The sequence below is a fragment of the Pedobacter sp. AC163 genome (assembly GCF_979258665.1).
The window spans coordinates 1510183-1524433 of the sequence record NZ_OZ409872.1; the positions used below are offsets into that span (position 1 = coordinate 1510183).

Sequence of the window (14251 nt, forward strand, 5' to 3'; positions counted from 1 at the left end):
AACTCATCATTGCGAGGCACGAAGCAATCTTACAACGATAGCTAGGTGCTTTAAGATTGCTTCGTACCTCGCAATGACGAAAATATAAAACAATGCTTTCAAAAAGAATAATCCCTTGTCTTGATGTAAAAGACGGTCGCACAGTTAAAGGTGTCAACTTTGTTGATTTACGCGACGCTGGTGACCCGGTAGAACTTGCGGCTCAATATGCGCAGCAAGGTGCTGACGAGTTGGTGTTTTTAGATATCACTGCCACTCATGAACGTCGTAAAACGATGATTGAGATGGTGAAATCGGTTGCCAGACAATTGAACATTCCTTTTACAATTGGCGGCGGAATTACTGAAATTGCCGATGCAGAAGCTTTATTAAATGCTGGCGCTGATAAAATCAGTATTAACTCTGCAGCAGTAAAAGACCCACAGTTAATAGAAGATTTAGCCAAAACTTTCGGGGTTCAATTTGTAGTTTTAGCAGTTGATACCAAACATATTGATGGCAAAAACATTGTTCATTTAAATGGAGGAAGATTGATAACCGAACTAGAAACTGAAGCCTGGATTAAAAGAGCTGAAGATTTGGGTGCCGGAGAAATTCTTTTAACCTCAATGGACCATGACGGTACAAAAGCTGGTTTTGACTGCAACTTGTTAAGCAAGATAAACCAGATGATTAACATTCCAATCATTGCATCTGGCGGAGCAGGAAAAACGGAACATTTTACAGAAGTTTTCCAAAAAGCTGGAGTTGATGCTGCTTTAGCTGCATCAGTATTTCATTATGGGGAGATTTTAATCCCAGATTTGAAACAAGAATTAAAGAGGAACGGAATTCCTGTTAGGATATAAAAAATTAACTCGTCATTGCTTGCCTGCGGCAGGCAGGCGAGGCACGAAGCAATCTTACTACTTAGGCAGGCACTAAAACCCAGCGCTTTAAGATTGCTTCGTACCTCGCAATGACGAAACTTTAAAGAAACAAATGAATATAGATTTTAATAAAAGCGACGGCTTAGTTCCTGTAGTGATACAAGATGAGCAAACATTAGAAGTGCTAATGTTGGGTTACATGAATGCCGAAGCATTTGAAAAAACACAAGCTGAAGGTAAGGTAACTTTCTATTCTCGCTCTAAAAACCGCTTGTGGACCAAGGGCGAAGAAAGTGGCAATTTTCTTTTCGTAAAATCTATTCACATCGATTGCGATAATGATACAATATTAATCAAGGCCAATCCGGTTGGTCCAACTTGCCATACAGGCAGTAGAAGCTGCTTTAAAACAGATTACAATCAGAACTTCATTTTCGAGTTGGAGAATATTATCAATGATAGATATGAAAACCCTGTTGAAGGCTCATACATCAATAAAATGCGCAGCAAAGGCTTGAACAAAATAGCGCAAAAGGTTGGCGAGGAAGGTGTAGAAACTGTTATCGCGGCATTGGCAGAAACTGAAGAGGATTTGATTGGCGAAGCAGCTGACTTACTTTTCCACCTGACTTTTTTATTGAAGGAAAAAGGTTTATCGATTAAAGATATTGCTAAGAAATTAGAAAGTAGACATAAATAGATGTGAGATGTGAGTATTGAGATGTGAGACAATCGCAATTCGCAATACTCATTACGCAATACGAATAAAATGCTCAAACACCTACACACTTTTCCTGGCCATCAAAATCCGGTTTATGCTTTAGCAAATGCTGATGAGAATGGTATTTTCTATAGTGCTGGAAATGACAAAGGAGTTGTAGAATGGTCGTTAGATAGCATGGCTTTCGTAAAGGTAAAAACGCCTGTACAAAGTTCGGTTTACAGTTTGCTTAGCTATAATAATTTGTTATTCATTGGCGAAAGAAGTGGGGCATTTAGTGTTTATGATTTAACTAAACAGGAAATCATCAAGAGAGTAAATGCGCATTTAAAACCAATTTTTGATATCCAAATAGCCAAAAGCAAAAACGAATTATTAACTACAGGTGAAGATGGTTCGGTTGCAGTTTGGTCGCTAAATGATTATTCGGAAATTTATCGGTTTCACGTCGCTTACGATACAGTTAGGTGCATTGCTATTTCTCCTGATGAAACTGAAATCGCCTTTGGCTGTAAAGACCACCTAATAAGAATTTACAATTTGGCGGACTACAGTTTAAAACAAGCTTTGGAAGGTCATTCATTACCCGTTACCTCTTTAGCTTATCATCCTACTGGAAAATACTTAATTTCAGGAAGCAGAGATGCGCAACTAAAAATATGGAATTGCTCCCAAAGGGATGCCTATGGCACTAATTACGAATTGGTACAAACTATTCCAGCGCACATGTTTACGATTTACAACATTGTCTTTCATCCAACCCTACCCTATTTTGCAACGAGCAGTCAGGATAAAAGCATTAAACTTTGGGATGCTGAAAACTTTAAGCTTTACAAAATTTTAAGTTTGGAAAAAGGAGAATTTGGTCATACCCATTCCATCAATAAGATCATTTGGAGTAAGGATGGAAAGTATCTAATTTCTACGGGAGATGACAGAAAAGTGATGGTTTGGGAAATGGAAGGTTAGGTTTCTAACTTTTTCGTTTTTTCTCAAGATCAGAAACATCAGCAATATCGATCTTTCTACCACTTGATTTTTTATTCTTGATTAGTTCATCAAGACCAATATAATAAACGCTTGTGCCTTCGTCTAATTGTATTTCTAATTTTTCCGAATAGGCCTCCTCAAATTCTACTCCATCAATACTTGTTAAAATATCTATTCTTAATGGTGGATAACCTATTTGATTTATTAAATTTGGTTTAGAAAAATCTTCATGCGTAAATCCTAAAGAAGCAAACCCAAAATCATTTATTACAGAGACCATTTTTAGGGAATTATCTTCCGATATATTTATCCAAACATCTAAATCACCAGTAAACCTTGGCTTACCATGAAAAGCCATCGCATACCCACCAACTACTAAATATTGTACATTATACTGGGTTAGCAATTTTAGGAAATCTTCAAAATCATCTGAAAGTATCATTTTTTTAATACAATTTTTTTAAACTTAGTTTTATCCATTCGCTGACCAGGCTTTAACGCTTGCTGGATTAAATAAGTAACGGCACTAACTCTTTCTACTGGTGTTTTGGTAAGCCAATAGTTTAGATCTTCAAAAGATTGGTCATGTTCGTGCATATTAAATTTATTCACTACCATTGCCATTTTTCTCACTTTTGGTTCCATATTATTAAATTTCTTGCTTAACAAATATAAAGAAAAATCGTGTTAAATAATTTGCAACCGCAATGCTCCCTAATTTATCTCCACCTTCTTCAGCCCTTCTCTTCCGTAAAAAACTGGAAAATACATCATCTCTGCTTTTGCTGGATTTAACACATAAGAACCAGAATATCTTGGCATTAAATCTATGGTAAAAGTATATTTACCTTGTTTAAGTTTGGTGCAGAAAATTGAAGTTTTGTTTTTGAAATATTCACGATGCGTTTCTATCCCCCAAAAATTCTGAACCTTGTTTTCGTAACTGCAACCCGCCGGAATAGGAATTTCAATCATTACATAATCGGCATCTGCTTTTACCTCAACTTCTACTTTTAAGGTAGTCATTTGACCGGCCTTTAAAGTGCTTACTGCATTTCCTTTTTGTAATAGCGAGCTACGAATTACAAAATCCTTTTCTACTTTTTTGGGATTGACATTTTGGAATTGCTGATAAGCCGTAAAATACACTGCAGAATTACCTTTCTTTTCCACTTTTAAATCAGTGGGATTTTCAATTACTTTATCGAAAGGAAATTGAGTAATCGATTGTTCGTTAACCTTTATTGAAGCAGGTTCTTTCTTCTCGTTTGTTTTAAGGAAAGCTGGTAAAATCGTTTCTAAAATCATAGAAGCTTCATAAGTATTTCGCCATTGGCCATCTTTACGTTGCTCTAAAAAGTAAAGCGCTATTTTTTCCAATTCATTTTCGTAACCGCCAGCATTTTTTAAAATTCGATAAGCCAATAGGGTATTTTGAATGCTATTATCCCAAAAACGAATATTTTCTTCGCCCCAATAAATACTACCAAACATGGTTTGTTTTTTAAGTTTGGTCAACACACTTAAATCTATTTTCAAACCTGCCATCTGCCTCAATTCCATCATCTCTAATACCTCAAAAGTAGATGCTTTTGTTTCTCTCTGTTTCGCAGCTAAAAGCGTTGGAGACAAACCTGCATCACGTTTTTTTTCTTTCTCCTCAAATGCCAACACCCAATCTTTAATGTAATTTTTGCCATCCAGCAAGTGCAAAAGTTTAATTACCTGGATATCGTTATAAGTTGGTTCATCAGTTAATTTACCAACTAAATATCTCTGTAATAATGCCTTATTTAAATCGACAATGTAACCATCCTTTTCAGCTTGTAATAACGCCTCAACTACATGCAAGCTAATCCACATTTGTTCTTCGCTACTTTGCCACCAACCCCAAGTTCCCTGCGCTTTTCTATTTTGCTGTAGTTTTTTAAGGATGAAAGTGATGTCTTTTTCGTGGATAAATTTCTCACCCAGGTATTTGCGAACTCGTTTTTCTAACAATAACGATTTCAATTTAGAAGCCAATTGCTCATTACACAAATACTCGTAATTACGCAGTTTCGTCATCTCATCTAACAAAGTTGGAAATACTGATGCTTCCGCTCGAAGCGTTATTTTACCTAAATTTTTATCAAACGTATAATTGATAGTGGTATCTCTGAGCAAAGCTGAAAAATAGCCTTTGGTTTCTTTTACGCCAGCTTCAAATACAGGAATTTTTCGGCGCTCGCCATCAAAGTAGCCATTTTCTTGTGTTAAAGTATATTCAAAATTTAAGCTGTCTTTTGATTTCACGAAGATACCCAAAGTATCAATCAGTGAATTTTTAAAGTTAACCGTAGAATTTCTGATTTCCTTTCCGTTGTACAAAAACTTTCGAATGCCAGTTTCTTCCAGCGGTGTGTAGTTCATCAATTTTCCAATAACGTTAATGCTATCGCCAACAATGGCAAAAAGTGGCGAAACAAAATTGGCACTTAAAGATTTAAATGATTTGATACTTCCTTCTGTATAACCCGTTTGTTTATTGCCATTCATCGCCATTACACGTGTTTTCCATTTGGTAATATCATCTGGAAATTTCACGGTAAACTTGGCCACACCATTTTCATCTGTAATTAATTTAGGTTGCCAAAAGCCTTCATCATTAAAGTTTGTACGCATGGTTTGTTGTTGCGAAACCACTTCTCCAACGAGATTATTAGTCAAATTTCCCTTTTTACTTTTGACGATAATTACCCCATTTGCCGCTCTAGCTCCATAAATAGCTGTGGCACTTGCATCTTTTAAAATGGTAACATCTTTTACCAAGTCTTTATCTAAACTGCTGATATCGCCATCAAATGGCAAGCCGTCTACAATAATTAATGGCTTTTGATTGCTAATTACGCTACTAGAACCCCTTACCATTACAACTTCTTGAAGTAAAAGACCAGAAGATTTACCTTGCAAGGCATAATTAAGCTCATTAGAACTGATAGACATAGTTGCACTAGCAGTCATATTTTGTTTTCTCACGGCATTATAACCGACTATTTCAACTCCTTTTAAATTGTTATCAATTGTATCGAGCAAAATATCTCCAACTGAGCCATTTACTATATCGATTACTTTATCGTAATATCTTCTGGCAGATATTTTTATAGCTCCTTTTTCTGGTGTTTTAAAACTAAAATACCCTTTAGCATCGCTAATGGTTTTTACATCTAAACCTACAACCTGCACCACAATACCCTCTACTGGTTTATTATTTACAGATGATAAAATTATTCCCCTTAAAGTATTATTTAGCTCAATTTTATCGAAAATATAAGTATTGAAAAACAATCTGATTTCTTCGGTAAGATCAGCGCCTCCCTCTCCACTATAATGTCCTATTTTTGGAGTTGATTTTATGGTGCTGTCTAATTTTTGGCTAAAATCATCAGGATGTACAATTTTAAAATTGTTCCATTTGTAATAATTTGCACCATATGGCTTCACATTGATATCATCTGTAATAAAATAACTATTATCTTTTAATAAAAACAGAATTTTGTATCTACCACTTTCTAAAACATCAGTATTAATTTCCCCTCTATAAATACGCAAAAAATTGGCTTGGTCAGGTTTAAAAAGGATTAAATTTTTGATGTAGGGAATGTGATTGGTAAATGCGGTATCAATATCGTACCTCAACTTGCCTGTACCTTTTTGTCCAATTAAACTTGCATTGTAGAAAAGTTGTGTGGTTCTACTTCGCAAATCCATAAAATCTAGCCAAATTTGATCAATTTCATTTTTCTCTAAGGCATATTCATTAGCGATATTCGTATTTCCATTACTGGCATAACCAGATAGCTTTGTCTCAAATGCATATTTTTTAGCGCTTGATTTCTGTTTAATCAAGCCCGGCTCAAATGTATAAGTAAAACCAGCTTCTTTTGTGAAATTCTGATGCCATTTTTCATTGTTAAACTCTAAAACATTTTCTCTTATCGGGCCAATTAAAAGTTCTTTTTCAGTTCGGTTATTAGGATTTATGAGCAAACGAGTATCAGATGTTACTGCCGAAATGGTTGTTTTATTTAGGTTAAAGTTATTTACAACTTTAATCATGTAATTGTCCAATTGTTGGCTTTCTTCCGCAGTAAGCGTTGTGGGCTTGCTTACCGTTACCAAGTTATTAGTGGTATCTGCCAAAACGCTAAAAATTGTTTTTTTACCAGCGGTGATGTTGTAATTTTCTACTGTTATTAGTTTATCCGCTGTGCGTATTTTAAATTGGTGAATACCTGGCTTTACTACAAAAGAATAACGTTGTAATTGTTGCGCCTGATTAAAAAACACAGGCACATTATCGATATAAACAATGTTGGCAGGCAAAATTGCGCCATCTAAAACCACAAAGGGAGCAACTTGTGTAGTGGTATCATTAGTAGTTTCGATTACATTATAAACTGGTTTGGGATGCATAAACCTGAAATACTCAATGGTATCTAATCCTAAACTTTTGCTCCATTTTGTCCAGGTAAGCTGATCTAACTTTGCGCTAACGCTACCGCTAGCTTCATCGGCCTCTATTTTAATTTTATTGGTTTTGTGCGCTAAGTATTTTCTACCCAAATAAGGCAACCTTACATCAGGAACATCCTTAAATTTTGAGGTAAACGCTTGTGCTGTCACATCTGTTTCTGGAACCGGTTTATGGTTAATATCTGTAACCTGAACCAACATATTCACTTTTTGCCCAGGATAAACCATGTCTGGCGCAATCAGTTTTAGGTTCAACTGGTAAGGATTATAAAATGCACTCACTTCGCTTGTCTCTTCATCGCCATCCCAAAAATAATTGATGCGAATATGGCTGGCTTTTCTACTATCGTTTTTGATCAGTGTATCTAAATTGTTGGTATACCCTCTTAAAAAAACCTTGTTATCTGCAAAAATGGTATACCAAAAAGGCACTTTATGCTCATTTATAACCACCACACGCAAACTATCTTTATTTTGCATGGCGTTAATTTGCAATTCTGGATTTAATTTAGTGATATCAATTGTGGCCGTATCTTTTGGGGTTTCAACTTCAACGTATTCGGCTCGATAATCAATTTTAGCGATATAAGGCAACGTAATATTTTGCGAATTGATCACCACATCATCTTCAGTATAACTGATCAATTTAGCCGACTGTGTTTCGCTTTTATTGTTTACCAGATAAGAAATTGCCAAACTATCTTTCCTAAATTCAGATTTTATCTCAACAGCTTTAACAGACTTTTCTGCTTTTTTCCAATCGTTATAGGTTAAAGATTTTGATGCCGTCCTCACTTCGTTATTGCTGTTTAAAAACTTAGCATTTAGGTTAAAACTAAGGCTAGCTTTCGGGAAAATATCAGCAGGTAACACAAGTTTAGTTTCACCAACGGGATCTAAAGTGATGTTCTTTTGCCAAAGTGTATCGGGCACAAAAACCTTTTTATCCGTATAATAATTGACGTAACTAGTGGTTAATATAAGTTCTACCCTGCCATCAGGAACGGCCAATTCATTTTCATCTGTCGCTTTAAAATAAACTGTTATTAAACTGTCTTTTGTTTGTTCATTTCTATCTGTTCGCAGCGAAAAATCAAGCGATTTCAGTTCATAATCTTCATAACGGAAATTATTGCTAATGCGGAATGCATTCTTCGGTTTTTTAGATTTTTCTTCCAAACTAATGCCATAATTCCTATCCAATTTTAAATTCAAACTATCGGCAAGCACAAAGCTGTACTCATAACCGCCATTTTTGTAAGGATTTATCGTGGCTAATTTCTTTTTAGCATCATCAACTTGCAAAATTACTTCTGCAGGCCTGTTTTGGATATTTCCGCCTTTGGCATTAATTATAAAAGCTTTAAATTTTACGGTGTCAAGCGGCTTATACATAGGCTTGCTAAAGACCATATAACCAGCATATAAAGACTTAACGCCACGTTTCTTTTTAAAAACAGTTTTAAAAGGTTGCCAAAAATATTTTACTGGAAACGAATAAGCTATTTTTTTAAAGAATGGCCAGTCTTCCCTATCGTCGTTATAGTAATTTCTATCATCAACATCGTACTCAAAAAAATTACTTACACCTTCATGCACAACCTTTATAATACCTTCTTCCTTCGGTTTACCTTTTTCCTTGCTGTGTGTACTTCTGTATAATTTCGTTTTACTATCGTAAACTGCTCGTTTTTTACCATCAATTTCTACAAAAGCATTGGCAATTAGATTTCCTTTTACGTCTGTTATGTAAAACTGAAAATCCTTTTCATTATTAATAAATTGGAGTAAAACATTGTTTTCGCTATGCAAACTCGAATTAATAGCGGCTCCGCTGGCATCTACAAGCAAGTAATTCCCATAAGGTAAATCTGCTTTTTTATAGTCTTTATAATAATCAGAACTGATTAAGGTATGGTAAAAACTATCGTTTGTTTTTTCCTTGCTTAAGACACTAACTACCTCAGCATCATTAATTTTATAAACAAATGTAGCATAGCTGGCTTGCTTGCTTTTGGATAGTTTGTTTTGACTGAAGCCCTGAGAAAAGCAAACAAGAAAAGTGATGAGCGTAAAAAGTAACTTCATAAAACTGATTTAGAATTGATTTCAAATTCTTTATAAAAAACGCGGAATAATAGCGGGATATTGTATTCTTATCAGGGATGATAAGCAATGGAACTTGATTATTTAACCATTGAGCATGCTCTTGAATCGATTTAAGATAGTTGGAGTTTTAATTACTCCGAAACCACCTAATATAGCATATTTCATCTTCAGGACTACAGTGATAGTTTCAGTCTTTTTAAGATTTACTTTGAAACTTCGGCATTCAAATCCTACTGCAGTAAACTCTAACACCAAATTATTTTTGAAGTCATTCTTATTTACTTTCAATTCGAAATTACCTTCTTTATCGGCAACTGTAGCAATGGCTGTTCCCTTTACCCTAACACTGCCACCAACAAGAGGCAAACTTTCATCACTATCAATAACTCGTCCTTTTATCGCGATAAGCCCTTTTGAAGATAGCGCTGTTCTTTTTTCTGTTTTGTATTTCTTCTCGTCAGTTTGATATGTAGCATAAGATTTACCAATCGCATTCGCTAGTTTCGGAAAACTTAAAAATGCCACCAGGGACGCTGCAATCAAACTCGGCTTAAATTGCCTGATAGAAAAGTTTGCTTTCACATCAATCAATCGATTAATTTGCTCAGGATTAAACCTTCCGCAACCTGTATTTTGATTGTTGGTAAACCACAACTTTAAATCGATATCTGAAAACTGTGTAAAATCGATAACTGACTTCTGGCATGGACCGCAAAATCCCCCAGACTGATCAGCCTGCATGCTCAACCATTTCTCATTACAAGGGTTGTTAATTAAAATTGTAAAAGGTGCTGCCATAAAATCAGTTTACAGCATGATGCAACTTTATTATTTATTCCACAAACCTTTTAATAATTCGTAACTTATGGCTGTAAACGCCTAATTCTCTATTAAAAATTCCCTGATCATCAATTGGATCAATTTTAACTTTTGCTGATGAGTGGATAATTTCATTCGGACTCAGCATAATACCAACGTGTGTAATTTTACCCTCAGCATTATCAAAGAAAGCTACATCACCAGGTTTAACTTCCGCTAAAAATCCAACCAATTCGCCTTGTTCTGCTTGCTGTGAGGCATCTCGGTTTAACTTAATATTTAACAGTTTAAAAACAGTTTGTACAAATCCCGAACAATCAAAACCGAAAAGGTTACGGCCACCCCATAAATAAGGAATATTTTGGAAAAATTTAGCTGTGGATTCGATTTCAGTTTTAAAATCTATCTTCAATGTATCATGAGGTTCAAAGTTAACCTTGAACTTTTCTTCGCCGGCAAAACAATAGCCATCTGCCAAATACGGAATATTACTCGCCGGACTTAAATGATAAACACTACCATCGGCAGCTGTTAAAACATTATTGAAACTTAAAGGAGCCAATAATTCACAACTATTCATTTCTACAAATTGTGTATGCGAAATTGCAGCCAATTGTCTAAAATCCATCCAGCCTTCGTAGCCATCGTAGCCATTTTTTACCAGCCACCATCTATCATCTTTTCCAATAACCTCTACGTGATCGCCGAACAACAACTGCGAAACTATTTCTGCTCTATCTGATGGTTCAGCCCTCAAAGGAGCTACTGCAATTCTACAAATACCGTATTGATTTTCCATTTAATTCTGCTCGTTGAATTAGAAGTAAAACTAACAATTTACAATCAATGCCTAACATTTTGAATTCAAATTTGTTATTTTTATGATGTTCACATTTAAATCTGCTCGTTATGAATTTTAAAAAGATATTAATTGCTGTAGATAATAGCACTTGTTCGGAAAAAGCTGCAAAAGCCGGATATGATATGGCTGAAAAGTTTGGTGCTGAGGTTGCCTTGGTAAACATTATTGAGCCCATCCCTGCCAATGTAAACCCCGATTTAACGTTAGCGCCCGTTTTTTTAGAAACTTACGATAACAGCGAAGAAAACAGCCATATCTTACTGAAAGAGATGGAAACTAAATTCGGTAATGGGATAAAAACAACTTATTTGAGTGTGGTAGATACGGCCGCTCACGGCATTATTCAACAATCTGACGAGTGGGGATCTGATTTAATTGTGATAGGAACCTACGGCAGAACTGGCTTGTATCATTTTTTAATGGGAAGCGTTGCTGAACATGTGGCAAGAAAATCTGCCTGTCCGGTATTGATTATTCCTAACAAATGCGATATTTAACAGGAAGATACCTTGTTATGATGAAATTTTTTTACGTTCCGGTTCTTTTCCTGTTGCTTACGTTCAATAGTTCGTATGCACAACTCAATGAGGTTAAAACTTCCCTATCATCAAAAGAGCTTAATAAAATTGATAGTCTTTTCAAGCAATACCTTGATAGCGGATGGATTAAAGGAATAACAGCGAATATTGCTGTTGATGGGAAAACAGTGTATAATAAGGCTTATGGAAATCAGCTGAATCGTCCATTTAAAACCGATGATATTTTGAGAATTGCCTCGCAAACCAAGGCCATAACCTGTGTAGCAGTGATGATGCTTTTTGACAAAGGAAAATTTACGCTAGATGATCCCATTTCTAAATTTATTCCAGCATTTAAAAATCCGAAAGTGCTTGATAAGTACAATAAAAAAGATGGTAGCTATACCACCGTGCCAGCCAAACGCGAAATAACCATTCGGGATTTACTTACACACACTTCAGGTTTAGGATATGCGCAAATAGGATCGCCAGAGATGAACGCCATATATGCTAAAGCTGGTATTGAGGCTGGCTTTGTGATCAATAAAAAACTTTTGGAAACCGAGATAAATAAATTAGGGAAGCTGCCACTAGCCTTGCAGCCTGGCGAAAAGTGGCAATACAGTCTCGCTATGGATGTTTTAGGGAGATTGGTAGAAGTAACTTCAGGTTTAAGTCTGGATCAATTTTTTAGAGAAAGAATCTTCCGCCCTTTGGAAATGAAAGATACCTACTTTGCGTTGCCCAACGAAAAACAAGAACGATTAGCAACGGTTTACACCGAAGATGAAACTACAAAAACTGTAAAACCTTGGGTAGATGGTGCGTTTCCAGGTGCAACCGTTAATTATCCGATCAATAACAACGGCTATTTTGCTGGCGGTGCCGGTTTGGTTTCTACTTCAAAAGATTACGGTTTATTTCTCCAAATGCTGTTAAATAATGGTGAATTAAATGGAAAAAGAATATTGTCTAAACGAAGTGTAGATTTGATGACCACAAACCAAATTGGCAATATTCCATTTGGCGATAATTATTTTGGTTTAGGTTTTGAAGTGATATCAGATAAAGGAAGTAAAAAACTCGGCCAAAGCGCCGGTTCATATGGCTGGGGAGGCTTTTTTGGATCCAACTTTTGGGTAGATCCGAAAAAGAAAATTGTTGCTCAAATTTATGTTCAACAATGGCCACTTTCTCACGGCAAGTTGAGCGAGCAATTTAAATCGCTTGTTTATCAGGCTACTCGATAATTACTGGCACAAAAAAATCCCGAATTTCATCGGGATTTATATTCATCTTAAACTTTAAATTTTGTGGAAATTTAAAACCTTATAGTCACAATCTTAATTCTCCTGGTGTAACCAGGCTTTTTTCGCAAGTAACTCTTCTTCCGTTTCGCGAATATCCTCATCGTCTACGCAACAATCTACCGGACAAACCGCAGCACATTGTGGCTCATCATGAAAGCCTTTACACTCCGTACATTTATCAGATACAATGTAATAAACTTCATCAGAAACAGCTTCTTGCGAAGAATCAGCTTCGATTTGTTGATTACCAAAATCGATGATACCATTTAGATTTGTACCATCAGAAAAACGCCATGCAGTACCGGCATCGTAAATTGCGTTATTAGGACATTCTGGTTCGCATGCCCCACAATTTATACACTCATCTGTTATTTTAATTGCCATGTTTTCGTCTAATTCTTTTGCTTAGTTTACCTTTGCGATGCAAATATAGCACTTAATCACTTAATAATAATTCTAAATATGTCAGGTTTAACTAAAGAAAAAGTAATAATTGCCTTCAAAAAATTAGGAATAAAGCTTACAAACCCTACTGACATACTAGGAAATGCAATTTACGCTGCAGAAAATAGCAATGCCTGGTTTACCGCAGAAAATATAAAAAAGTCTTTATCCTCATTTGCAGAGATGTTAAATGAAGCTGATGTTGACGAATGGTTCAAAACGATCAGCTTCAGTTCTTCACCAAAAAAGATTGGTTTAATCCTGGCAGGGAACATTCCTATGGTTGGTTTTCACGATGTTTTGAGTGTAATTGCAACAGGAAATATTGCACTAATTAAGCTTTCTTCATCTGATGATAAATTAATTAAAGCTGTTATTGCTGAGTTGATAAACATTGAACCGGCATTGGCAAGTAAAATTGTATATGTAGAACGATTAAAAGACTTCGATTCAGTTATCGCTACTGGAAGTAATAATTCATCGCGGTATTTTGATTATTATTTTGGCAAGGTGCCAAACATCATCAGAAAAAACAGAAATAGCGTTGCTGTAATTAATGGCACTGAGACAAAGGAAGATATCGAAAATCTGGGCAATGATATTTTCGACTACTTTGGTTTAGGCTGTAGAAATGTTTCAAAAATATATCTTCCTAAAGGCTACGATATTGCTAACTTTTATGAAGGCATTGAAAGCTTCCAACCCATTATTAATCATTTTAAATATAATAATAACTACGATTACAATAAATCTATCTATTTGGTAAATGCGGCAAAACATTACGATAATGGATTCCTATTATTAAAACAGGACGAAAGTTTGGCATCGCCTTTGGCTGTTATTTTTTATGAAGAATATGAAAATATTCAAGAAGTAGAAGAAAAATTAAGTTTGCATGCAGATAACATTCAATGTGTAGTTACAAAGGAAAGTTTGACTATTAACACATTCCCATTTGGAGAAAGTCAGCACCCTAAGCTCTGGGATTATGCTGATAATGTAAATACCGTCGAATTTCTGAATACTTTGGCCTAACGCTTTTCTTGTAGGCCTATTTTTCAGTAAATTATTCACATATTCGTTTAACGCTCATT

Annotated in this window: 12 protein-coding genes; 6 read left to right on the forward strand and 6 right to left on the reverse strand. The window is 35.4% G+C overall.

Going from position 1 to position 14251, the window contains the following annotated elements:
• The first annotated feature begins 92 nt into the window (after nucleotides 1-92).
• The 3 genes from hisF (at nucleotide 93) to ACZZZK_RS06315 (ending at nucleotide 2559) form a co-directional block, all read left to right on the forward strand.
• Entirely contained in the window at nucleotides 93-848 is a 756-nt protein-coding gene (gene hisF / locus ACZZZK_RS06305; RefSeq protein ID WP_463483410.1) for an imidazole glycerol phosphate synthase subunit HisF, read from the forward strand.
• 133 nt (nucleotides 849-981) lie between these two features.
• Entirely contained in the window at nucleotides 982-1569 is a 588-nt protein-coding gene (hisIE, locus tag ACZZZK_RS06310; RefSeq protein ID WP_463483411.1) for a bifunctional phosphoribosyl-AMP cyclohydrolase/phosphoribosyl-ATP diphosphatase HisIE, read from the forward strand.
• 69 nt (nucleotides 1570-1638) lie between these two features.
• Nucleotides 1639-2559 carry a WD40 repeat domain-containing protein gene (locus ACZZZK_RS06315; protein ID WP_463483412.1) on the forward strand — a complete coding sequence of 307 codons (921 nt, stop codon included), beginning with the start codon at nucleotides 1639-1641 and terminating at the stop codon, nucleotides 2557-2559.
• 4 nt (nucleotides 2560-2563) lie between these two features.
• Here the strand turns inward: ACZZZK_RS06315 and ACZZZK_RS06320 are convergent, their stop codons facing one another.
• The 5 genes from ACZZZK_RS06320 to ACZZZK_RS06340 form a co-directional block, all read right to left on the reverse strand.
• A complete protein-coding gene (locus ACZZZK_RS06320) occupies nucleotides 2564-3022 on the reverse strand; it encodes a hypothetical protein (RefSeq protein WP_463483413.1) in 459 nt (152 codons plus the stop codon).
• Nucleotides 3019-3225: a hypothetical protein gene (locus tag ACZZZK_RS06325; protein WP_463483414.1), complete on the reverse strand. Its 207-nt coding sequence runs from the start codon at nucleotides 3223-3225 to the stop codon at nucleotides 3019-3021. The genes ACZZZK_RS06320 and ACZZZK_RS06325 overlap by 4 nt, the downstream gene beginning before the upstream one ends.
• A 69-nt stretch (nucleotides 3226-3294) precedes the next feature.
• Nucleotides 3295-9183: an alpha-2-macroglobulin family protein gene (locus ACZZZK_RS06330; protein ID WP_463483415.1), complete on the reverse strand. Its 5889-nt coding sequence runs from the start codon at nucleotides 9181-9183 to the stop codon at nucleotides 3295-3297.
• A 102-nt stretch (nucleotides 9184-9285) separates the two neighbouring features.
• The gene (locus ACZZZK_RS06335) at nucleotides 9286-10002 is read right to left on the reverse strand and encodes a carboxypeptidase-like regulatory domain-containing protein (RefSeq protein ID WP_463483416.1); all 717 of its coding nucleotides are present in this window, start codon (nucleotides 10000-10002) and stop codon (nucleotides 9286-9288) included.
• A gap of 34 nt (nucleotides 10003-10036) precedes the next feature.
• Complete coding sequence (locus ACZZZK_RS06340) at nucleotides 10037-10822, reverse strand: C40 family peptidase (protein ID WP_463483417.1); 786 nt, start codon at nucleotides 10820-10822, stop codon at nucleotides 10037-10039.
• A gap of 110 nt (nucleotides 10823-10932) precedes the next feature.
• On the opposite strand from ACZZZK_RS06340, the gene ACZZZK_RS06345 reads away from it, so the two are divergent.
• On the forward strand, nucleotides 10933-11382 hold the full coding sequence (locus ACZZZK_RS06345) for a universal stress protein (RefSeq protein ID WP_265797912.1): 450 nt from the start codon (nucleotides 10933-10935) through the stop codon (nucleotides 11380-11382).
• Between the two features lie 17 nt (nucleotides 11383-11399).
• Nucleotides 11400-12653, forward strand: a complete 1254-nt coding sequence (locus tag ACZZZK_RS06350; RefSeq protein WP_463483418.1) for a serine hydrolase domain-containing protein — start codon at nucleotides 11400-11402, stop codon at nucleotides 12651-12653.
• Nucleotides 12654-12746: 93 nt separating this feature from the next.
• Here the strand turns inward: ACZZZK_RS06350 and ACZZZK_RS06355 are convergent, their stop codons facing one another.
• Entirely contained in the window at nucleotides 12747-13097 is a 351-nt protein-coding gene (locus tag ACZZZK_RS06355) for a 4Fe-4S dicluster domain-containing protein (protein WP_056849573.1), read from the reverse strand.
• A gap of 78 nt (nucleotides 13098-13175) precedes the next feature.
• On the opposite strand from ACZZZK_RS06355, the gene ACZZZK_RS06360 reads away from it, so the two are divergent.
• Nucleotides 13176-14192, forward strand: coding sequence for an acyl-CoA reductase (locus tag ACZZZK_RS06360; protein ID WP_463483419.1), 1017 nt, complete (start codon nucleotides 13176-13178; stop codon nucleotides 14190-14192).
• Nucleotides 14193-14251: the final 59 nt, after the last annotated feature.

Bases quoted from the DNA above. Each gene is read 5' to 3' on its own strand.
- ACZZZK_RS06325 (WP_463483414.1), bottom strand. From the start codon at position 3,225: ATGGAACCAAAAGTGAGAAAAATGGCAATGGTAGTGAATAAATTTAAT.
- ACZZZK_RS06350 (WP_463483418.1), top strand. From the start codon at position 11,400: ATGATGAAATTTTTTTACGTTCCGGTTCTTTTCCTGTTGCTTACGTTC.
- ACZZZK_RS06335 (WP_463483416.1), bottom strand. From the start codon at position 10,002: ATGGCAGCACCTTTTACAATTTTAATTAACAACCCTTGTAATGAGAAA.
- ACZZZK_RS06320 (WP_463483413.1), bottom strand. From the start codon at position 3,022: ATGATACTTTCAGATGATTTTGAAGATTTCCTAAAATTGCTAACCCAG.
- ACZZZK_RS06360 (WP_463483419.1), top strand. From the start codon at position 13,176: ATGTCAGGTTTAACTAAAGAAAAAGTAATAATTGCCTTCAAAAAATTA.
- ACZZZK_RS06315 (WP_463483412.1), top strand. From the start codon at position 1,639: ATGCTCAAACACCTACACACTTTTCCTGGCCATCAAAATCCGGTTTAT.
- ACZZZK_RS06355 (WP_056849573.1), bottom strand. From the start codon at position 13,097: ATGGCAATTAAAATAACAGATGAGTGTATAAATTGTGGGGCATGCGAA.
- ACZZZK_RS06345 (WP_265797912.1), top strand. From the start codon at position 10,933: ATGAATTTTAAAAAGATATTAATTGCTGTAGATAATAGCACTTGTTCG.
- ACZZZK_RS06330 (WP_463483415.1), bottom strand. From the start codon at position 9,183: ATGAAGTTACTTTTTACGCTCATCACTTTTCTTGTTTGCTTTTCTCAG.
- hisIE (WP_463483411.1), top strand. From the start codon at position 982: ATGAATATAGATTTTAATAAAAGCGACGGCTTAGTTCCTGTAGTGATA.
- hisF (WP_463483410.1), top strand. From the start codon at position 93: ATGCTTTCAAAAAGAATAATCCCTTGTCTTGATGTAAAAGACGGTCGC.
- ACZZZK_RS06340 (WP_463483417.1), bottom strand. From the start codon at position 10,822: ATGGAAAATCAATACGGTATTTGTAGAATTGCAGTAGCTCCTTTGAGG.